Origin of the sequence: Subtercola boreus, from assembly GCF_006716115.1 — a bacterium.
Lineage (GTDB): Bacteria > Actinomycetota > Actinomycetes > Actinomycetales > Microbacteriaceae > Subtercola > Subtercola boreus.
The window spans coordinates 3,919,897-3,940,239 of the sequence record NZ_VFOO01000001.1; the positions used below are offsets into that span (position 1 = coordinate 3,919,897).

Sequence of the window (20,343 nt, forward strand, 5' to 3'; positions counted from 1 at the left end):
GTCCCGCTGTCTAGCGTTCGGTGAGGAGTGCTGACCGAAGTCGGTCGGCCGTGCCCGCTTCGAGCCCGCCCCGCTCCGAGAGGTAGGCCTCGACCGAGCCGTACCTCTCATCCACGTCGGCCAGAGCCCCGGCGAGGGCCCTCCGCGGGGTCTCGAACATCGGTCGCACCTGTTCGACGGTGAGCCCGTGGCGAGCGAAGAGCGCTGTGTACTCCAGCACCCTGTCGGGTCGCCTCCGACCGGTCTCCTCGTAATCGGAGAGAACGTCGTCCCGCGCCACGCCCAGAAGGTCGAGCACCATCGCGATGAGCACACCCGTGCGGTCCTTGCCCGCAGAGCAGTGCACCAGCACCGGCGCCCCAGCGGCGTCGGCGATCGCCGCGACGCCGGTTGCCAGTTCGACGGCGCGACCGGCGAGCATGGACCGGTAGTAGAGCTCCATGTCGTCGACTGTGAACAGGTCCCGGGTGCCGGCCAGCACCGCCTTCATCAGGTCAGTCGAACTTCCGGGTGCCCCGTCGTCGATGGGGATCTCGACGTAGAGCGTGCCGTCTCGAACCCAGCGCGAGGGGCTCACGTTCTTCTCCGGCACCGACCGCAGGTCGATGACAGCCGCCAGGCCGAGCAGTGCGACACCCTCGTCGACAGCCTCTGTCCAGGTGGCGTTGGACTCGTTCGGGCTCGTGTCCGTCAGTAACTCGGCGCGGTACAGTCGACCGGGTGCGACAACCGCACCGCCAGCAGCCACCGTGCCGCCGAGGTCGCGGAGGTTCTGCACGCCCGCGATCACGGTGTCACCATCACGCGGAGGACATCGCCGGACTGCTGGCGCACGGCGGCGTTCGCCAGTGCGTCGAGGTTGACGACATCATCGATGAGCGGCGCGAGCTTCAGGCGCCCGCCGCGCCAGAGGTCGATCATCCGCGGCAGGTCGCGCTTCATGTCGGAGGAACCGTAGAACGTTCCGCGGAGCGTCTTCTCGGCGTGGAAGAGCTCGAGCGCGCTGAACTCGACCAGATCGTCGGCCTTTCCCGCCCCGACGACCACAACGCGGCCACCGCGGCGCGTGGCATCCCATGCTGAGCGGATGGTGCTCGAATGCCCGACGGCGTCTATCGCCACATCGAAGCCGACGGGATCGACGGATGCCCGGAGTTCGTCATCGTCGGGAGCGAAGGCGACGTCGGCGCCGAGCTCGGTGGCCAGGTCCCGTCGCCTCTGCTGCGGATCGATCGCGACGATCCGGGCGGCGCCGGCGATCCGGGCTCCCTGTATGGCGCTCAACCCGACCGCCCCGCAGCCGACCACCAGCACCGTCTCACCAGATCTGATGCGTGCTGCGTTCAGCGCAGCACCGAGTCCGGTCGGCACCGCGCAGCCGAGCAGCGCAGCCTCTTCGAACGGCACATCGTCGGGCAGCGGGAGCACCGCATTCTCGGGAAGGACCGCCTCCTCGGCGAACGTGGCAGTGGACATCCCGGCGACTATGGGTGTGCCATCGGCGGCCTGGATATCGGCCGGCCCCTCCTTCTGGTCGCCGGCGCTCCGCCTGTGAGCACAGATGTAGGTCTCCCCGCGCGTACAGAAGTAGCAGTGACCGCACGGCGGCACCCAGGTGATGACGACGCGGTCGCCGACCCCGACCGACGACACCCGGCTGCCCACCGCGATGATCTCGCCGGCGCCCTCGTGCCCGAGCACGACAGGGAACGCCTGCCCGAACGAGCCGTGCGCGAGCGAGATGTCGGTCTGGCAGATGCCGGCCGCGCGGATGCGCACGACGACGTCATCGGGGCCGGGATCGCGGTGCCGCACCTCGCTGACCTCGAAGCCCGATGACGGCGACCAGGCGACCGCCGCCTTCATGCGCGCACCACGGGGCCCGAGGCCACGTTCACAGCCGCGTCCGCGCCCGTGCCCGCATCGAGGATCGGGTCGCCCAGCACGGCCTTGATCTCCACGAATTCGTCGAGCGCGAACACTCCGAGCTCGCGGCCCAGACCCGAGCGCTTGTAGCCGCCGAAGGGCGATACCGGCAGCGCGGGGGTCCGTACCCCGTTGATCCGAACCTGGCCCGCACGGATCTGCCGGGCGACAGCCGAGGCCTTCCCCGGATCGGCCGACCACACCTCGGCGGAGAGCCCGTACTCACTGTCGTTCGCCAGCGTGACGGCGTCAGCCTCTCCGTCGTAGCCGAGAACCGTGAGAACGGGGCCGAACACTTCGTCGACCGCGATGCGCGAGTCCCGCGACGCATTCGACACGATCGCAGGGGAGATGAAGAAGCCGCGGTTCCAGCGGTCCCGCTCGCCGCCGGTCACAATGCGTGCGCCCTGCTCGGCGGCATCCCCGAGGAATCCCGACACGATGTCGCGTTGTGCAGCGGAGACCATCGGCCCCATCGTGGTCGACTCCTTGGTGGGGTCGCCGATGACGTACGATTCTGCAACCCGGGCAGCGATCTGGGCGGCCTCGTCCGTCCGTTCCCGGGGTACGAGCAGACGGGTCGGCGCGTTGCACTTCTGGCCAGCGTTGACGAAACAGTTGCGAACGGTGGTCTCGACGGCGGTCTGCAGGTCGGCGTCGGCGAGCACGATAGCCGGTGACTTGCCGCCGAGCTCCAGCGTCGCCCTCACGATCGCGTCTCCCGCCACGGCGCCGATATGACGGCCCACCGCGAGCGAACCGGTGAAAGTGACGACCTCATACCCGCGCGACTGCAGAAGAGCCTCGCCGAGAACGGAGCCGCGGCCGGTGACCACGTTGACGACGCCGCGCGGGATTCCTGCCTCATCGCACAAGGCTGCGACGAAGAGTGCGGTGAGCGGCGTCAGTTCGGCCGGTTTCAGGATGATCGAGCATCCGGCAGCCAGTGCCGGAGCGAGTTTCGTGATGATCTGGTGCACGGGAAAATTCCACGGAGTGATCGCGAGGACCACACCGGCTGCCTCGCGCACGATCGAACTCCCCGCGCCGTCGCGGCGGTCCCAGGGGTACTCGCGCGCGATCGCGGCGGTCGAACGCAGCACCCGCACCGGAAGATCCACCTGGCCGGCCCGGGCATCCCGGATGGGCATCCCGATCTCGGAGGTCGCGATCGCTGCCAACTCCGCGCCGTGGCGCTCCATGGCATCTGCAATGCGATCAAGTGCGTCCGCGCGATCGGAGACAGAGGTACGGGACCACGTCTCGAAGCCGCGCCTGGCCGCGGCGAGTACCGACTCGACGATCTCGGCGCCGACGCTCGCCACCGTCGCGATCGTCTCCTCCGTCGCCGGATTGACCACTGCCGCCGTGGCGCCGTCGACCTCACGGAACGAGCCGTCGATGAACACGGAACGCTCCGGAAGTGTGATGGCCGTGACTCTCTGCGGCATCGTGGCGGTCATCGCTGAACGATCCGCACAGGCACCGACGACCAGCCACGGAACAGGTTGTTCCGCACCCGCACGGGTTCGCCGGTCAGTTCGAAGTCGATCCGGCGCGCGCGCTGCTCCCCGAAGTACGAGCGCAGTTCGGCGCGGGCGAGGTGGGTGCCCAGGCAGAAGTGCACTCCCCACCCGAAGGTGATGTGCTCGTTGGGCGTGCGGGTGATGTCGAAGACCTCCGGATGCTCGAACACCTCCGGATCGCGGTTGCCGGCCGCGAACCACAACACGACCTTGTCGCCCTCCTGGACTTCGCTTCCGCCGATCTCATGGGTGACGGTCGCTGTGCGCCGCATCGCCGCCACGGGGGAAACGTAGCGGAACATCTCCTCCACAGCCGTCGGCAGCAGGGACTCGTCGTCGATGACCCGCTGCCAGGTGCCGGGATTCTCCGCCAACGCGATCGTTCCGCCCGAAACCAGGTGACGAGTGGTCTCGTTGCCGGCTGCGACGAGCACAACGTAATAGGCCGCCAGTTCGTCCCAGGTCAGCGGAGAGCCGTCCTTGCTGCCGTTGACGAGGATGCTCACCAGATCGTTGGTCGGCTCGGCCCGCCTCTGGTCGCTCAGCCAGCGGAAGTAGTCGAACAACTCGCTCCGGGTCGTCTCGAGCGCAGAGGAGTCGACCTGGTGGTCGGGATCGGAACTGGTCAGTCGATTGGTCCAGTCGACCATCCGGGGCGCGTCGGCCTCATCGACTCCGAGCACCCGTGACAGCACGAGCATGGGGAGCTTCGCGGCCACGGTGTCGACGAGATCGAACTCACCGGCCGCAACCGCATCGTCGAAGAGATGATGGGTGGTCGAGGCGATGACCTCGTTCCACTGCTGGATCTTCACGGCACGAAGATAGGGAACGGTGATCTTCCGAAGTGCAGCATGCTCCGGGTCATCCATGTTGTGCAGGCTGGCTTTGCCGTGTCCCTCCACCTTGCGGTCGAAGATCTGGGTTCCCTGCGCCGAACTCAGGCGCTCGGGGTCCGCAGCAGCGTCCCGGATGTCCTGGTAGCGAGTGAGGCTCCAGAACCCCGGTCCGTTGTCGTTCGCATCCTGCCAGTGCACCGGATCGGCGGCACGCAGGGCCCTGAACGTCGAGTCCTGCCGCCCTTCCGTATAGATTCGCGAATCCATTAGGTCCAGCGCTGGCGGCAGCGCCGTGGGTGTGATCGTCATCGAACCTCCTTGTTCTTCGGCCACGCATCGGACGATCATCGATTGATGGTTGACCGATGCGCCGAAGCAAAGTACGTTTTCAGTCAACCATTGAAATGCTCAGACCACAATGTTGTGTGAGGGAATCGTATGACGTCCACGAGCGTGCTTGAACCGGGTCGCCCGACGCGCGAGATATTCTCGTTCGACCACGACCATGGGTGCCCGGGCAAAGACCTTGCGCACCTGCTCGGTGGGAAGGGCGCTGGGCTCGCCGAGATGACCACTGCACTCGGCATCAATGTGCCTCCCGGGTTCACGATCGCCCTCCCGGTCTGCCGCCAGTACCGTGAGACCGGTTGGCCCGACGGGCTCGACAGGGAGGTCGAGCAGAACATTGCCCGGCTCGGTGACGTGCTCGGCCGGCGATTCGGAGATCCTGTCGATCCCCTCCTGGTCGCGGTGCGGAGCGGCAGCCCGATCTCGATGCCGGGCATGCTCGACACGGTCCTGAACCTCGGCATCACCGACGAGACAGTCGAGGGACTCGCTTCGGTCTCCCGCGACGAGCGGTTCGCATGGGACAGCTACCGTCGTTTCCTGCAGATGTTCGGCACGACCGTTCGCGACCTCCCCGCCGACTCCCTGCCGGCTGCCCCGGCGGGATCCGACATCCCGAGCCTCCGCCAGCACGTGAGGGACCTCAACGATGCCATCGCCCAGCAGAGCGGCAACGCGGTGCCACAGGAGCCGTTGCAGCAGTTGCGAGAAGCCGTCGAAGCGGTCTTCCGATCGTGGGACTCGGTGCGCGCCGTCGCCTATCGCGAGCACGAGAAGATCGATCCGGATCTCGGCACGGCAGTGAACGTGCAGGCGATGGTCTTCGGCAATCGCGGCGGCATTTCGGGTACCGGGGTCGCGTTCACGCGCGATCCGCGCACAGGTGCAGCAACTCCGTACGGCGACTATCTCCCGAATGCACAGGGAGAGGATGTGGTCGCCGGGTCTGCGCGCACTCTTCCCCTCGATGCGATCGCGGACATCGACAGCGGCCTCCATGCCGAACTCGTGAGGGTTCTGCGCAGGCTCGAGATCCATTACCGCGACCTCTGCGATGTGGAATTCACGATCGAAAACGGCAGACTCTGGTTCCTGCAGACCCGTGTCGGCAAACGCGGAGCACTCGCTGCTGCCCGCATCGCCGTCGACCTGGTGAACGACTCCCAGATCGCTCTCAGTCACGATGAGGCCGTCTCCCGCGTCTCGCGCGAACTCCGTGAGCGGGCCCGCGCCGAGTTGCACGAGCACGACGAGACGGATGCCGGCGAGGACGCCTGTTTCGGTGTCGGCCTCGGCGCCTCGGGCGGTTTCGCGACCGGCCGCGCCGTCTTCAGTTCGCAGGCGGCCCTGGCGGCGAACGATCCCGTCATCCTCATCAGGCCCGAGACCAGCCCGGAAGACGTGGTTGGAATGTCGGTCGCTGCCGGGGTGCTCACGACCGCGGGAGGGCTCGTGAGCCACGCAGCCGTCGTTGCCCGCGGCTGGGGCGTGCCTGCTGTGGTCGGCGCCCACGATCTGAAGATCAGGGACGATTGCCTGTTCGCTCCGGATGGCCGGCGGATCGGGGTCGGCAGCGAACTGACCATCGACGGAGCCTCCGGGCGAATCTGGATCGGGGCCGTCGTGCCGATTCCCGTCGATGCAATCGAATCGCCCGCACTGGCGCTTCTGGACGAATGGGACTCGCACACAGACGCTGACGCGCGAGTGGAACATCCACAACTGAAGGCTGAGGAGACCCGATGAAGATCATCGTAGACCGGGACAGATGCACAGGGCTCGGTAACTGCGAGGCGCTTGCTGCGGAGTACTTCGAGGTCGACGAAGACGGATCGCTCACCGTGCTCCGCGAAGACATCGATGCGGCCGATCTGGGTCTGGTTGAAAGGGCCGTTGCCGGCTGTCCCATGGCCGCACTCCGAATCGAGGCCTGACGTGGACCTGACGCCCGAACACGTCGTCGTCGTCGGTGCATCACTTGCCGGCCTCCGCGCCGTCGAGGCCGCACGCCGGCTCGGCTTCCCGGGCCGCCTCACCCTTGTCGGCGACGAGGAACACCTTCCCTACGACAGGCCTCCGCTCTCGAAGGAGTACCTGGGCGACCTTCCCGGTGTCGCTCCCATGCTGGCAACGGCGGAAGACCTCCGCGAACTCGACGTGGAGCTGCTGCTCGGAGCCCCGGCCGAGGCCCTCGACCTCACTGCCCGAAGCCTCCTCATCGGCGGAGAGTCGGTCGCATACGACCGGCTGCTCATCGCCACGGGCGCGACCCCACGCCGACTGCCAGGCTCCGAAGGCCTGAGCGGCGTCTGCACACTCCGTGGCCTCAGTGACGCCATCCGCATCCGGGCCGCCTTCGACGCCGGCGCCCGCGTCGTGGTCATCGGCGCCGGTTTCATCGGGTCGGAGCTCGCCTCCTCCGCCCGCGCCCGCGGGCTGGACGTCACCATCGTCGAAGCCCTCACGACCCCGCTCGTCCGGGCCGTCGGAGCCGGTGCCGGAGCGGCGCTCAGCGCCCTGCACGAGCGCAACGGCACCGAACTGCTCTGCGGCGTGGGCGTGGAGGGTCTCGAACAGCAACGAGGCGCGGTGACCGGCGTGCGACTGGCCGACGGCCGACTCCTGCCGGCAGACCTCGTGATCGTCGGCATCGGCGTGGTTCCTGCAACAGGATGGCTGGCCGGATCGGGTCTCGAGTTGGAGAACGGCATCGTCGTCGACGAGACACTCCGCGCGACAGCCGACGTGTGGGCAGCGGGCGATGTCGCGAGATGGATGAGTCCCGACTTCGAGACCCTCCTGCGCCTCGAGCACTGGACCAACGCTGCCGAGATGGGTGCCCATGCGATGAAGAACCTCCTGGACCCCGAGGCGGCCGAGCCCTATCGGCACATCCCCTACTTCTGGTCTGACTGGTACGGTCACCGGATCCAGTTCGCAGGTGTGCCCACCGGCGAACCCGAGGTTGTGACCGGTTCGTGGACGTCGGATGAATTCGCTGCTCTCTATCACGACGGTGATCGTGTCGTCGGGGCCCTCACTCTCGACCGGCGCGGCGACATCATGAAGTACCGCGCCATGATCGGTCGCCGAACGTCACGGCGCGAGGCGCTGGCATTCGCCGCTTCGCGCCGCCAGCCGATCGTCGCGGCGGCCGGCTGAGCCGATCGTGCACCTGAAGAACCTGAACAACCTGAACAACCTGAACAACCTGACTAACCCATCCCCTGTGTCAACGAAGAAACTGGAGGAACCGGAATGACGAATGTGATTGAGACCTCGCCCTCTGTGGAATACGAGGTCGTCGGCAACGGGCAGACCGTCTACGAGTCGCCCGATCCTGTCGAAGGAGTCGCCCAATGGCTGGAGACTCCCGAAGACGTGATGGCTTTTGTGGCTCGCGACGACGTGAGCGACGTGATCGTCATCGTGCGAGGAGGAACGACGACGTTCCTGACGATGGCCCTGAACGCGGGCATCCGCGGAGTCGTCACCCTGCAGGGAGCTCCCGAGAGCCACCTCGGCATCCTCTGTCGGGAATACGGCATCCCGGCCGTGATGTCGGTCTCTTTCTCGAAGGGCGTGCGCACCGAACGCGGCGAGGTCGTGCCGGCAAACGGAGTGCGTCTGCGCCTCGACGTCTCGACCAGGCCGAGCGGCACCGTCAGCGCCACCACCGATGCACCGGTCGACGATTCCGAAGTGGTGTCGGCGGGACCGGGAATGTCGCCGGAGCAGCTCGCGCAGATCATGACCCTCCTCGAGAAGTTCGGCGGCGTCGTTCCCCACGGTTCCGAGGGCGATGCGATCATGCAGGCCGAGATGAGCACGAAAGTGCTGTACGTCGACGACGACGAGGACCTCCGGCGCGACCTCACCCGCGAGGAAGTGAACGAGGCAATCCGCTACTACACCTGGAACGAGTGGGATGCTCTCGCCGCCCGCGCCACCGAGGGTGAGTCGGGACTCATTCCCCGCCAGGAGTACGAGGCCACCGGCATCGCGAGCTGCTGGTTCACCCACCCGACGTGGCTCCGCGCCATCGAAGACAGGGTCGGCATCGACGGGATGATCGAGATCGGCCGGGTCGGTCGCCGTGAGATCGGCAGCAAGATCAACATGCTCCACCTCTGGGCGATCGCCTGTGCCCCCAGCTTCGGCCGGGGAATCGCGCTCGAACTCGGCCTCCACGACCTCGACTTCCGGGCCGACCGCATCCGCGACACCTTCGGGATCGTGCGGCGCATCTACAAGGGCCTCTGGGAGTCGGGACCGATCCTGACCTCGATGAAGGAGTACAAGGCCGAGGTTCTCGACCGCGACTGGATCGATCGTTTCGAGGCCGACAAGGTGTCTCTCGCCGACGAGGAGAGCCGCCAGGCCTTCCAGCGCTACAACGGGGCCGCAGAACTCATGGCCTTCCTGCTGCACTTCGACAATCGGCTGGGTGTCTCGGACCACGGGCCCTACCCGCTGCCCGACGGCGGATTCGTGCTGGTGCGCGACGCGTTCCTCAACGAGCCCGCCTGGTCGTGGAACAACCCGGACTCCCCGCTGCCCTGGTCGGTGACCACCGCGTTGTTCTTCCCGGCAGGTACCCCCCTCGATGTGCAGGTCGTCGACATCTCGACGGTCTTCACCACGCCCGCGAACTACCTGCCCTACGTCTCCGACGTTGCGGTCTACACGCGTCCCACGTGGGATGCCCCGATGGACACGATCACGAAGCTCGACTTCGAGGGGATGCGCAAGCTCCGGGCTGACTGCGAGACCGAGTCGGCCGCGCTGTACGGGCGCATTGCCGCGATGAGCAAGCGTGAGAAGGTCGAGGCGGGAGCACTGACGTACTCGGCCGGCTTCGTGATCTCGGTCGCCCGGGCATCCGGGATGTACGACGAGCTGGTGCGTGACTACGGTCTCACGAAGATCCACCCTGTCATCGCCGCCTCGTACGACACGATCGTGAGCGGAGTGGCTTCGGAGATGATCCCGCGGCTGTTCCTGACCGGATCGTGGGGTAACCCTGTGCCGGAGAGCGCCCGGGACGAGATCGCGGCCGGCGATGTGCCGGTCTTCGCGGTGCTCCACGCCCTGGCGGTGCGCGGATTCGCCACCGCCGAGCAGGTCGCCGATTCCTCGGGAGTGTCGCTGGCGGAGGTTCAGGCGATTCTCTCAGCCGAGGTCGAGGCGTCGCACGCTACTCTCGCCCGTGACGTGCTCTACGCCCTGACCGGCACGGGGAGAGGCAAATACCTGCTGCTCGGCGAGGTGTCGATCGACGGCGAGACGCGGGAGAGGGTCAGTGTCGAGTACGAACGCTTCCTCGCACCGAACGCCGTCTTCAAGCAACTCGCCTCCGACTGGCAGACCGGGAAGCCGGCAGATGCCGTCGACAGGCTCAGCGACGTGCACTCGACCGCGCTCGACATTCTCGGCGGCCTCACGGCGATCGATGGCCGGTTCGACCGGTACTCGGTGCGACTGACGGGTGCCGCCGACCGGTTCCGCGGGGGTGACGAGAGCGCCCTCACCAAACCGATGTCGGAGTCTTATCACGACATCTGGATGGAGCTGCACGAAGACCTGCTGGCCACGACGGGACGCGAGCGGAACGAGGCCGACGGCTAGAGCCCACGCGGGTGGTGTTCCGCAATCAGGCGCCCCGTAGCAAGAGTGAAGAAGATTCTCCAGACGAAAGGTACGGAACAATGTCGTTCAGCTTAGATCCGGAAGTGGCGGAAGCTCTCGCCCCACTGTTCGCAGGAGGCACCGATGCGGAGCCTCCTGCTCGGGGAGATGTCAAGACCCGTCGCGCCACTGTGGAAGCCATCCAGGCGATGACGTCGGCCGCCCAGCCGACTCCGCGTGATGTTGAGAGCACGGATTTCTTCACGACTGCTGCGGATGGCGCGCAGATTCTGCTCCGGTGGTACCAGAGAACGGGCAGTCAACTCGCATGCAGGCCTGGTGTGGTTGCACGATCATGCGCAGGACCTCGGTGTCGATCCGTCGAGGATCGCCATCATGGGCGACAGCGGCGGAGGTGGCGTGGCGGCAGGGCTCGCAATCCATGCCCGCGACAACAGTGGACCCGCCATTGCGAGGCAGATCTTGATCTACCCCATGCTCGACGACCGCAACGTCGACCCCGACCCCGAGCTCGTACCGTTTGCGACGTGGTCCTACGATGACAACTTCACGGGGTGGAACGCCCTACTCGGCGACCTGCGGGGCAGCGATGAGGTACCAGCGTCGGCCTCACCGTCGCGAATCGTCGATCCGGCAGGTCTTCCTCCTGCGTATGTGGAGGTCGGCGAGCTCGACATCTTCCGCAACGAGGACATCGAGTATGCACGCCGCCTCAGCGCGGCAGGCGTCTCGACGGAACTGCACGTGCACCCCTCTGTGCCACACGCCTGGGAGACTTTTGCCTTCTCCGGAGCGGTGGCGAAACGCTCCGCCGAGGACAGGATCCGGGTCATCTCGTCATTCTGAACCGAGCACCAGAAGGTGTGATCTGTGGCGGAATCGCCGCCGCCACAGACCGGGACGCTCCGGCCCGGTGATCGTCAGCTGCTGAGTTCGAAGAACCGAGCGATCTCCTCGACGGAGATGATGCCATCCGACGTTCGACCCATGATCCACGGCCCTGCCTTGCGTCCCGGGATCACATGTCCGCCGCCGTGGATGGTGAACAGGGCGACGGATGGCTTTCCGGGTGACCTGAAGTCGGTTCGCTCAACGCTGGTACGTGTGTTGGAACCCGCGGGCCCGAGGGATGTCACGCCGTCGGTGTCGATGCCGTTTCGCGCCGCCCAGTATCTGGCGGTTTCGGGGGCTGACATTCCCAGCCCTCTGGGCCGGAATCCGAGAATGCTTGCCATCCCGCCTTCGTAGGGAACGTTGGGGTCCTTGGTCCCGTGGATCAGAAGTACCGGCATCGGGCTGACGACATCGGCGGCAGGCTTGAAATTCTCGAGTGCTGGCTGGGTTGCGCCGATCATCGCTATCCCGGCCAGGAGTTCGGGTGCTTCGTGGGCGAGTCGGTTCACCATTTGACCACCGAGTGAATACCCGACCGCGAAGACTCGCGTCGGATCAGCCTCGCCCGAGTTGACCAGTCCACTCACGATCGCCTTGAGGAACGCGACGTCGTCATACCCTTCCACTCTCGCGGCGAAGTTGGTGGAGATTCGCGCATCGTTCCAGTGTTTCCTGTAGCCCCCGGGATACACGACGATTGCCCCGGCTCGGCTCGCGAGCACATCGAAGCCCGGCTCAGTGAATTGCCTCACGATCTCCGGTGTCTGATTGGACCCATGCAGAACCAGAACAAGAGGCGACGGGTTGTCACAGATGATTGGGCGCGTGACCAGATAGCGGCGCTGTCGACCATCCACGACGATTGTCTTCTCTTCGGTGATCGTTGTCAGGATCTCGGACATAAGTCCTATTCAAGACCTCCTGATGGGGGATCGCGACCACTGACTGTCAGGTGTCGAGCGTCAGCGGCTGGAGACGGAGGCCCTGATCGAACCGTCTGCACCCTGAACCCTCTGGGCGAGAAAGGTGGAGGAGCCCTGAACCCGCTGCGTTGCGTTCGCTGAGAGTTCTGATGGGCTCGTGGATCGGGGGTTGAGCAACCACGCTCGGCCGGTCGCCGCCACGGCGCCAAGGCAGGTCAGGAGGATCTGATCGGCTATCTCTTCGCTGATGTGTTCCCGTGTCTGGGTTGAAGCGATGACTGAGACCACCGGTCGAAGGTCGTCACCCGCCCGGCTCAGTTCACCGATCTGCCATTCGAAGAGGTGCGGATTCTGCCGGATCACCTCGAGGCGATCCTTCGCGCTGGGCGATGCCCCCACGGCTCTAGTCAGCACGTCGACGAGGAAATCGACAACCTGTCGGGCAGTGCTGGCACCCAAGCCGGCGCTGGCGGCAGTCACCGCGTGCTCAGCAGCGGCCTGAATGTGTCCCGTCTCCACCCCGACGAGCGCGAATTCTTTCGACTCGAAATAGTTGAAGAACGTGCGGGCGGACACATCGGCTTCACCGGTGATCGCTTCGACAGTCGCCCCGTGGCAGCCCTCCCGCAACGCGACTGTTATTGCCGCTTCACGCACCCGGGCCCGCATTGCATTCTTCTTCCGTTCTCGAAGGCCCGGCATCGACAGCGCGGGCGCGAGGGAAGAATCATCATCCACAGGGAGTCACCGCCCCTTCTCGTTACTTGACATCAAGCAATCAAACAACAATGATTGATCTTCGTCAACCATATTTGCGGGTGCACCGTGGCATCCCCCTCATATCCTGGAGCATTCTCGATGTCACATTCCGCGACCGACGTCGCCTCTCTCGACAGCGACACCGTCGTCCCGATGAGCCACCGCCAAGTGCTGGAAGCCCTTTCGGGGCTGCTGCTCGGCATGTTCGTGGCCATCCTGGCCTCGACCGTCGTCAGCACGTCATTGCCCCGCATCATCTCTGATCTCGGCGGCGATGAGAGCTCCTACACCTGGGTCGTCACGTCGACCCTGCTTGCCACGACGGTCTCGACACCCATTTGGGGCAAGCTCGCCGACCTCTTCAATCGAAAGCTGCTCATCCAGCTGTCTCTGATCATCTTTGTTCTCGGTTCTGCTGCTGCCGGGTTCTCGGAGAACACGGGCACCCTCATCACCTTCCGGGTCGTTCAGGGCCTCGGCGCCGGCGGTCTGACGGCGCTCAGCCAGATCATCCTCGCCGACATCATCAGCCCGCGTGAGCGGGGTCGCTACGGCGGCTACTTCGGCGCCGTGATGGCAGTCGGAACCGTCGGCGGCCCGCTCATCGGCGGTCTTCTCACCGACAGCCTCGGCTGGCGCTGGAACTTCTTCGTCGGAGTGCCGTTCGCCGTCGCAGCGATCATCCTCCTCCAGGTCACGCTCAAACTACGCACGCTGCGTAAGCGGAAAGTCTCGATCGACTACCTCGGTATCGCCACCATCGCAGGTGGTGTCTCGCTGCTCCTGATCTGGGTCACCCTTGCGGGTAAGAACTTCGACTGGATCTCGCCGACTTCGCTCATCATGGTCATTGGCGCCGCCGTTCTTCTGGTGGCCACGGTGTTCGTCGAACTCCGCGCCAAGGAGCCGATCATCCCGATGACACTGTTCAAGAACCGAACGTTCACGCTCGCCGTGGTCGGATCGATCTCCGTCGGTATCGCCATGTTCGGGGCGACCGTGTACCTCGCCCAGTACATGCAGCTGGCCCGCGGAGCGACACCGACCCAATCGGGTCTGCTGACCATCCCCATGATCGCGGGCCTGCTGCTCTCGTCGACGTTCGGCGGCATCCTGATAACCAAGACCGGCAAATGGAAGCCGATCATGGTCATCGGGTCCATCGCGCTCGTCGTCGGCCTGGCTCTGATGGGAACGATCCAGTACGACACCCCCTACGTCATGGTCGCGATCTACATGTTCGTCACAGGCGCCGGCGTCGGCGCAGTGATGCAGAACCTCGTTCTCGTCGTCCAGAACACCACGGAACCCCGGAACATCGGTGCAGCCAGCGCGGGTATAGCCTTCTTCCGGTCCCTCGGCGGTGCACTCGGCGTGTCGGTGCTCGGTACCGTCCTCGGCAACCGTGTCGCCTCGCTGATCGCCGACAAACAGATCGACCTGGGTAAGGCGATCGCGGCGCTCGGCGACAGAGGTGCAGCCGTCGCAAAGGAACTGGCCAGTGGCACCATCCCGGCCGTGAGCAGCCTCCCGGACGGTGTTCGCCAACTCATCGAATCCGCGTACGGCCAGGCGGTCGCGAACATCTTCCTGATCGCGTCGCCGATCGCTCTGCTGTTGGTGTTGGCCGTCATCTTCATGCCGAACAAGCCCCTCACATCCAAGACAGTCGCCGAGCGGGACACCGACGGCGGGGCACTCGGCGGAGCTGCAGAAGACGTCGCCGGTATCGGCGCGGTCGACCTCACCGGGCCTATCAACACGACACCCGGCCACGCCACGACAGAAAGATCGGGTGGGGCACAGGCGGGAGCCCGTCATTCCCGGTCCTGAGACGACGCTCGACCACTCCCCGGCCGCCGCAACACCTGAGGCGGCCGGGGTAGCGGGCCGGGTCGATCGTCTTGAACAACAGTTCGCGACCCTGTTCGACTCCTATCGGCAACGCCTCCGTCAGCAAGCCACCGCGATCGACCCCGCCCTGCAACCCTCCGGTTACCGCACGGTGTTGGCCCTCATCGCGAACGGGCCCAGCAAAGCCGGCCCCCTAGCCGATGCCCTCGGCTTCGACAAGAGCGTCCTCAGCCGACAGCTGCATCAACTCGAAGGTCTCGGCCTGGTGTCTCGAGCTCAGGATGTCGATGACGGCCGGGCCGTCATCCTCAGCGCCACTCCCTACGCGATGTCTCAGATCCAGTCGATCCGCGGATCTCGGAGAGACGAATTCCGGACCAGGTTGTCACGCTGGGATGAAACCGATCTCGACACCCTCAGTCGTCTTCTCGGCAATCTGGCACTTCTCTGAGCAAACCGGCGAGCGTCATCGCAGCGCAGATGCCGACGGCGACCGTGCATGGACGCAATCCACGCGGAGGAGAACGAGTCACCGCGTCGGAATGTTACGGGCGCCAACTTGCGAAGTCATCTCGGAGACGATTACAGTCCAAGTCATCGCAGCACGACGCGAAGCCTTGCGCCCAGGATGAATTCCACCGGGCACGCGCTGCGGCTCCCTGACAACCTCTTCAGCGGGCCGCTCTGGCCCGCCCGAAAAAAGATCGGTCTGTGCCCGAACGATGACAACTGTGACGTTCTCTCTTGAGAGCACCAGATTCGACGAGGACTATCGCCCTCGCAGCGATACGCGCACCACGACCAACTTCGCCAACCTGGCGCGGGGGGAGAATCGCGAACAGAACCTGCGGAACACGTTGAGGATGATCGACAGCCGCTTCAACGAACTGGCTCACTGGGGCAACGAGAACGGGGACCGATACTCGATCGAACTCGACATTGTCTCTGTGAGCGTGGCAATCGACAGCGACGGCGAGGTGAGTGGCGACGCGATGCCGCTGTTCGAAGTGTTGCAGACGACTATCGTCGACCAACGCTCCGGTGAACGTGTCCAGGGCATCGTGGGGAACAACTTCTCGTCGTATGTGCGGGACTACGACTTCAGCGTTCTGCTTCCCGCACGCAGCGGGAGCCCCTCCACGACTCACCTGCCGGACGATTTCGGAGTTCTGCACGGAAACCTGTTCAAGGCCTTTCTGCGCTCCGACATTTACGCGCAGAACTTCTCCAAGCCGCCCGTCATCTGCCTCAGCGTCTCGACCAGCAAGACGTACCAGCGCACAGAGAATCGACACCCCGTCCTGGGCGTCGAGTATCGACAGAGCGAGTACTCGCAGACGGACTCCTACTTCGGGAAGATGGGGTCACGTGTGCGCTTCTTCCTCCCCCCGAACAGCAAGGCCCCTCTGGCCTTCTACCACTTCGGTGATCTGCTCGGTGAGTACAGCGACCTCGAACTTGCCGCCACGATCGGCACGATGGAGACCTTCCAGAAGATCTACCGACCGGAGATCTACAACGCCAACACCGCCGCAGGCGCGTCGTACCAGCCGAGTCTGGCGAATGCGGACTACTCGCCGATCCCGATCGCCTACGACCGCGAGGAACGCAGCCGACTGGGACTCGAGCAGGGCAGGTTCGCCGAAGAGCACTTCGTCATTCCGCACAAGGCCGCGCTCGAAGAGTGGTCGAAAGACTTCGCGGTCCATCAGCTCGATCCGCAAGGAGAACGATCATGAGCAAGCTGCTTCCCACATCCACCGCCGGCAGCCTGCCCAAGCCTTCGTGGCTTGCAGAGCCCGAGAAGCTCTGGTCGCCCTGGAAACTCGACGGTGACGAGCTGGCAGAAGGCCGGCAGGATGCCCTCCGACTGTCTTTGGCGGACCAGCAACGGGCGGGCATCGACATCGTGAGCGACGGTGAGCAGACCCGCCAGCATTTCGTCACCACCTTCATCGAGCACCTCAGTGGAGTGGATTTCGAGAACCGGAGGACGGTCAGGATCCGCGACCGCTACGACGCATCGGTACCCACCGTTGTCGGCGCGGTGACCCGCGAGAAGGCGGTCTTCGTCGACGACGCCCGGTTCCTCCGAGGCCAGACGGACCAGCCCATCAAATGGGCCCTGCCCGGGCCCATGACCATGGTCGACACTCTCTACGACGCTCACTATGGGAGCCGGGAGAAGCTGGCCTGGGAGTTCGCCACCATTCTCAACCAGGAGGCGAGAGAACTGCAGGATGCGGGCGTCGACATCATCCAGTTCGATGAGCCCTCGTTCAATGTCTTCTTCGATGAGGCGAACGACTGGGGCGTGGCCGCGCTGGAGAGGGCAATCGAAGGGCTCGCCTGCGAGACGGCGGTGCACGTCTGTTACGGTTACGGCATCAAAGCCAACACCGACTGGAAAGAGACCCTCGGGGCGGAGTGGCGTCAATACGAAGCGATCTTTCCGAGGATCCAGGCCTCGGACATCGATATCGTCTCGCTCGAGTGCCACAACTCGCACGTGCCCCTGGACCTGATCGAGCTCATCCGGGGCAAGAAGGTGATGGTCGGTGCCATCGACGTGGCAACCACCGCCGTCGAGACACCCGAAGAGGTCGCCAGCACTCTGCGGAAATCGCTGCAGTTCGTCGACGCCGACAAGCTCTACCCTTCGACGAACTGCGGCATGGCGCCCCTGCCCCGAGGTGTTGCCCGCGCCAAGCTCGCCGCACTGGGTGCGGGGGCAGAGATCGTCCGAAGAGAGCTCTCGTGAGCACCTTCCGAAGTGGTCAGCCCCAGAAGGCCCGCACGGTTTCGGCGACGAGACCGGCCTGACGCCGACCGGCCTCCGCTGAGGCGCGGCGGGTGTGCATCAGCAGGGGGTTCTCTCCGAACGCGAGGGTGCTTTCTTCGTCGGCCTGCACGACGAACACCTCGCTGGTGCCCCGGAGGGTGTCGATGGTGGCGGGCAGGGTCGGCCCCATGCCGCTGACTGCGGGCTCGGGGGAACAGGCGATCACCAGGATGCTCGCGCAGTCCGCGGCGACGTCGGTGTTCGCCGAGGAGCGCATGCCTCCGTCCATGTAGGGATGACCGTCGATCGTGATCGGTTTGAACACTCCCGGCACGGCGCAGCTGGCGGCGACCGCCCTCGCGAGTTCGGCATCCGAGTCGCGGTCGAAGACGGTGAAGTGGCCGGTCTCGGCGTCGACGGCGGTGATGCGCAGTTCGCCCTCCGGCCATTCTGTGCCGGGCAGCAGAGGCGCGATGCGGGCGAGGCTTGCTGTGTCGTCTGACCGTTGGTAGTCCTCGAGGGCGAGTTCGCCGATCGTGCGCCTGGTGGCCGCTTCGCCTTCCGTGCTCGCGATGCCGGCCATGATCACCTTCATCGTCCGGGACAGGTCGCGGTCTTCCGCGCCCTCGGGCGCCGGGTCTGCGAGAGGCCGATCATCGTCGCTGTCGGCCAGGAGCGAGGCGTAGGTGGCATCGAGTGTTCCGGCGCGGAGGTTCACGCCGACGACCGAGCCGGCAGACGTTCCGACGACCACGTCAGCGCTCTGCAGATCGATGCCGTGCTGCAGCAGACCGGTGAGGAGCCCGGTCTCCCACGCGATGCCGGCGACACCGCCTCCGCTCAGGACAATGGCGCGGCGTGCGCCGCTCTGCTCGGATGTGGTGTCTTCGTCGCTCATGCTTGAACGCTACTCCACCCGTGAACCCTGCTGCCGGCGAGTGCAATGGTGCCCCCAGAATGGGTGTCAGCGCCGCAAACAGGCCAAATTGTTTACTTAAGCGACGACGGGCGGTGGGCTGGCCGCAGATTTCCGGGAGATCGGCGTCGCCTGATCGAGCGGAGCCGGTGCGACGAGAGCTGTCGGGGAGCTGAGCATGAGCCACCGCATCGAATAGTGCACGCAGAGATATCCGTAGATCTCCTGGCGGACGCCGACGGGCATCTTGGAGCGGAGCGTGATCGAGCTGCTCGACCGATGCGCCCGGAACTCGTCGAATGCGCTGGCAAGGTTGCGATGCTGTGAGATGAGGGCCGACAGGTCTTTCGGGGTCAGAAGCGAGGGGTCGGCGATGGTCGTCACGAAACGACGCCGTCCACCGTCGCGAAGGCGGGTCTCGACAACTCGCACCTCTAGCGGGGAGGTGACCGAATCGGAGATGGCGTGCTGCGGCAGGTGGGACATGAACGAGCCGTCGGGGAGCGGGCGTGAATTCGGGAGTTCTGCGGTCGCGGGGGCTTCCCAGAGCAGCTGCGCGCCCGTGGCAGCGGCGACCCGCCATGCCTCTGACGAGAAGCTGCCTGGCCCCGCTATCACGAGGGATTCGGGGCCGATCCGCGAGAGGAAGTCCATGGTCGCCCCCTTGTCACCGTCTGCTCCTTGCACGGAAGCGCCGATCACTGCCCCGGAAGCGATCTCGGTGAGGCCGAGGACCAGGGCGGCGGGCGAACCGGGGAGGGAAAGGTCGGCCGTCTGGCGCCGGCCGAATTCGCGGCTGTTGGCCTCTGTGTCGGGGATGTCGATGAGCACGCTGTCGATGCCCAGCACGCGCCAGGAGTGGTGGAAGCCGTCACCGCCCTCGGTCAGCGGGCGGGCGACGCGGTCGAACAGCTGCTGGATGGGTTCCCATCCCAACCTCTGCCGAGCCTTGTAGAGGGCCGCTTTCGTCGGAACGGGCCACGACTGCGTCCATCCTGACGACCACGCCTGCCCGTCGACCAGGAGGCGGATCACTTCGTCGTACGAGGAATGGGAGAACAACGCGAGCCCGAGCACGTAGTAGACCACGATGCGAGAGGGGAGTAGCCGGCTGCGTTGTTGCACGCGCCCGAGGTCTGCGACGACCTGGTCGACGACGTCGGGCGGGAAGACCCGTGCCAGCATGGCGAATGCGAGGTGGTCTGAGAGCCGACTGTCGCTGTCGGGCTTCGTCCATCCGGCTCGGGGCATGGAAGTGATCGTACCAATCTCGGCTTTAAGTAAACGATTATGTGGCCGCCGTGTATGGTGTGCGGAAGAGGCCAAATCGGCAAACTCTCACAATCCAGGGGACACACTTCATGACGCTCAGCGACGCCGAAAACAGCACTCACAGCACAGCCAGGCGCACGCGCCACGCCCTTGCCCGCGGCCTCGCAGTCGTCGCGGCGACGGCCGGCCTCGTGGCCGCCAGCAGCCTCGCGGCGAACGCGGCTGAGGACACCGGCAGCACCGACGGGCACGTCGCCGTCTCGACCGCGATCTCGCTCACCGGGCTCACCAGCGACTTCACCCTGACCGGCGTTCCCGGTGCAACGGCTTCCGAGCCCGATGCCGTCGCCTTCACCGTCGAGACGAACAACCTCGCAGGGTATTCCGTCACCGTGCAGGCCGCCACCGCGACCCTCGTGGCCGACACCGCGGGCAACACCGACTCGATCCCGATCGGCGCCCTCCGCGTCAGCAACTCGGCTGATGTGCTCACACCGGTGAGCAATGCGGCCACGGTCCTCGTCCACACCCAGGGCACCCGCTCCGCTGAGGGCGGCGACGACCTGACGAACGACTACTCCGTCGCTATCCCGTTCGTGAACAGCGACACCTACTCGGTGACGCTGAACTACATCGCAGCGACCCTCTAGGTCGA

The 20,343-nt window shown here is 65.5% G+C and carries 18 protein-coding genes; 10 read left to right on the top strand and 8 right to left on the bottom strand.

What is annotated here, in order from left to right; genetic code table 11:
- Positions 1-10: 10 nt before the first annotated feature.
- From FB464_RS18325 to FB464_RS18340, 4 genes are read right to left on the bottom strand one after another with little or no spacing between them, the layout of a single operon-like run.
- Complete coding sequence (locus FB464_RS18325) at positions 11-790, bottom strand: tyrosine-protein phosphatase (RefSeq protein WP_116415759.1); 780 nt, start codon at positions 788-790, stop codon at positions 11-13.
- Entirely contained in the window at positions 787-1,866 is a 1,080-nt protein-coding gene (locus FB464_RS18330) for a zinc-binding dehydrogenase (protein WP_116415758.1), read from the bottom strand. Before FB464_RS18330 ends, FB464_RS18325 begins: the two co-directional genes overlap by 4 nt.
- Entirely contained in the window at positions 1,863-3,389 is a 1,527-nt protein-coding gene (locus FB464_RS18335; RefSeq protein WP_116415757.1) for an aldehyde dehydrogenase family protein, read from the bottom strand. Before FB464_RS18335 ends, FB464_RS18330 begins: the two co-directional genes overlap by 4 nt.
- Positions 3,386-4,600, bottom strand: coding sequence for a cytochrome P450 (locus tag FB464_RS18340; protein WP_116415756.1), 1,215 nt, complete (start codon positions 4,598-4,600; stop codon positions 3,386-3,388). The genes FB464_RS18335 and FB464_RS18340 overlap by 4 nt, the downstream gene beginning before the upstream one ends.
- A gap of 129 nt (positions 4,601-4,729) precedes the next feature.
- Here FB464_RS18340 and FB464_RS18345 point away from each other — a divergent pair, with 129 nt between their 5' ends.
- From FB464_RS18345 to FB464_RS18365, 5 genes are all read left to right on the top strand, one after another.
- Positions 4,730-6,385, top strand: coding sequence for a PEP/pyruvate-binding domain-containing protein (locus FB464_RS18345; RefSeq protein WP_116415755.1), 1,656 nt, complete (start codon positions 4,730-4,732; stop codon positions 6,383-6,385).
- Positions 6,382-6,573: a ferredoxin gene (locus FB464_RS18350; RefSeq protein ID WP_116415754.1), complete on the top strand. Its 192-nt coding sequence runs from the start codon at positions 6,382-6,384 to the stop codon at positions 6,571-6,573. Before FB464_RS18345 ends, FB464_RS18350 begins: the two co-directional genes overlap by 4 nt.
- A 1-nt stretch (position 6,574) precedes the next feature.
- Positions 6,575-7,801 (top strand): NAD(P)/FAD-dependent oxidoreductase, encoded by a 1,227-nt coding sequence (locus FB464_RS18355; protein ID WP_246093131.1) that lies wholly within the window; start codon positions 6,575-6,577, stop codon positions 7,799-7,801.
- Positions 7,802-7,897: 96 nt separating this feature from the next.
- On the top strand, positions 7,898-10,267 hold the full coding sequence (locus FB464_RS18360; protein WP_116415752.1) for a PEP-utilizing enzyme: 2,370 nt from the start codon (positions 7,898-7,900) through the stop codon (positions 10,265-10,267).
- A 276-nt stretch (positions 10,268-10,543) separates the two neighbouring features.
- Positions 10,544-11,134, top strand: a complete 591-nt coding sequence (locus FB464_RS18365) for an alpha/beta hydrolase fold domain-containing protein (protein WP_211347326.1) — start codon at positions 10,544-10,546, stop codon at positions 11,132-11,134.
- A gap of 74 nt (positions 11,135-11,208) precedes the next feature.
- On the opposite strand, the gene FB464_RS18370 is transcribed toward FB464_RS18365, so the two are convergent.
- Positions 11,209-12,084 carry a CE1 family esterase gene (locus FB464_RS18370; protein WP_116415751.1) on the bottom strand — a complete coding sequence of 292 codons (876 nt, stop codon included), beginning with the start codon at positions 12,082-12,084 and terminating at the stop codon, positions 11,209-11,211.
- Positions 12,085-12,144: 60 nt separating this feature from the next.
- A complete protein-coding gene (locus tag FB464_RS18375; RefSeq protein ID WP_211327396.1) occupies positions 12,145-12,843 on the bottom strand; it encodes a TetR/AcrR family transcriptional regulator in 699 nt (232 codons plus the stop codon).
- Between the two features lie 120 nt (positions 12,844-12,963).
- On the opposite strand from FB464_RS18375, the gene FB464_RS18380 reads away from it, so the two are divergent.
- From FB464_RS18380 to FB464_RS18395, 4 genes are all read left to right on the top strand, one after another.
- Positions 12,964-14,697, top strand: a complete 1,734-nt coding sequence (locus tag FB464_RS18380) for an MDR family MFS transporter (protein WP_425472437.1) — start codon at positions 12,964-12,966, stop codon at positions 14,695-14,697.
- Positions 14,660-15,169, top strand: a complete 510-nt coding sequence (locus tag FB464_RS18385; RefSeq protein ID WP_170151971.1) for a MarR family winged helix-turn-helix transcriptional regulator — start codon at positions 14,660-14,662, stop codon at positions 15,167-15,169. Before FB464_RS18380 ends, FB464_RS18385 begins: the two co-directional genes overlap by 38 nt.
- A gap of 271 nt (positions 15,170-15,440) precedes the next feature.
- On the top strand, positions 15,441-16,457 hold the full coding sequence (locus FB464_RS18390; RefSeq protein ID WP_116415749.1) for a putative oxygenase MesX: 1,017 nt from the start codon (positions 15,441-15,443) through the stop codon (positions 16,455-16,457).
- A complete protein-coding gene (locus FB464_RS18395; protein ID WP_211327395.1) occupies positions 16,454-17,479 on the top strand; it encodes a methionine synthase in 1,026 nt (341 codons plus the stop codon). The genes FB464_RS18390 and FB464_RS18395 overlap by 4 nt, the downstream gene beginning before the upstream one ends.
- Before the next feature lie 16 nt (positions 17,480-17,495).
- Here FB464_RS18395 and FB464_RS18400 read toward each other — a convergent pair whose 3' ends face one another.
- Positions 17,496-18,398: a patatin-like phospholipase family protein gene (locus tag FB464_RS18400; RefSeq protein ID WP_116415748.1), complete on the bottom strand. Its 903-nt coding sequence runs from the start codon at positions 18,396-18,398 to the stop codon at positions 17,496-17,498.
- Between the two features lie 96 nt (positions 18,399-18,494).
- Entirely contained in the window at positions 18,495-19,667 is a 1,173-nt protein-coding gene (locus FB464_RS18405; protein WP_116415747.1) for an IS4 family transposase, read from the bottom strand.
- 110 nt (positions 19,668-19,777) lie between these two features.
- Between FB464_RS18405 and FB464_RS18410 the strand changes: the two genes are divergently transcribed.
- Positions 19,778-20,338: a hypothetical protein gene (locus FB464_RS18410; RefSeq protein ID WP_211327394.1), complete on the top strand. Its 561-nt coding sequence runs from the start codon at positions 19,778-19,780 to the stop codon at positions 20,336-20,338.
- Positions 20,339-20,343 lie beyond the last annotated feature (5 nt).

Bases quoted from the DNA above. Each gene is read 5' to 3' on its own strand.
- FB464_RS18330 (WP_116415758.1), bottom strand. From the start codon at position 1,866: ATGAAGGCGGCGGTCGCCTGGTCGCCGTCATCGGGCTTCGAGGTCAGC.
- FB464_RS18335 (WP_116415757.1), bottom strand. From the start codon at position 3,389: ATGACCGCCACGATGCCGCAGAGAGTCACGGCCATCACACTTCCGGAG.
- FB464_RS18340 (WP_116415756.1), bottom strand. From the start codon at position 4,600: ATGACGATCACACCCACGGCGCTGCCGCCAGCGCTGGACCTAATGGAT.
- FB464_RS18345 (WP_116415755.1), top strand. From the start codon at position 4,730: ATGACGTCCACGAGCGTGCTTGAACCGGGTCGCCCGACGCGCGAGATA.
- FB464_RS18350 (WP_116415754.1), top strand. From the start codon at position 6,382: ATGAAGATCATCGTAGACCGGGACAGATGCACAGGGCTCGGTAACTGC.
- FB464_RS18360 (WP_116415752.1), top strand. From the start codon at position 7,898: ATGACGAATGTGATTGAGACCTCGCCCTCTGTGGAATACGAGGTCGTC.
- FB464_RS18365 (WP_211347326.1), top strand. From the start codon at position 10,544: ATGGCGCGCAGATTCTGCTCCGGTGGTACCAGAGAACGGGCAGTCAAC.
- FB464_RS18370 (WP_116415751.1), bottom strand. From the start codon at position 12,084: ATGTCCGAGATCCTGACAACGATCACCGAAGAGAAGACAATCGTCGTG.
- FB464_RS18380 (WP_425472437.1), top strand. From the start codon at position 12,964: ATGTCACATTCCGCGACCGACGTCGCCTCTCTCGACAGCGACACCGTC.
- FB464_RS18390 (WP_116415749.1), top strand. From the start codon at position 15,441: ATGACAACTGTGACGTTCTCTCTTGAGAGCACCAGATTCGACGAGGAC.
- FB464_RS18395 (WP_211327395.1), top strand. From the start codon at position 16,454: ATGAGCAAGCTGCTTCCCACATCCACCGCCGGCAGCCTGCCCAAGCCT.
- FB464_RS18400 (WP_116415748.1), bottom strand. From the start codon at position 18,398: ATGAGCGACGAAGACACCACATCCGAGCAGAGCGGCGCACGCCGCGCC.
- FB464_RS18405 (WP_116415747.1), bottom strand. From the start codon at position 19,667: ATGCCCCGAGCCGGATGGACGAAGCCCGACAGCGACAGTCGGCTCTCA.
- FB464_RS18410 (WP_211327394.1), top strand. From the start codon at position 19,778: ATGACGCTCAGCGACGCCGAAAACAGCACTCACAGCACAGCCAGGCGC.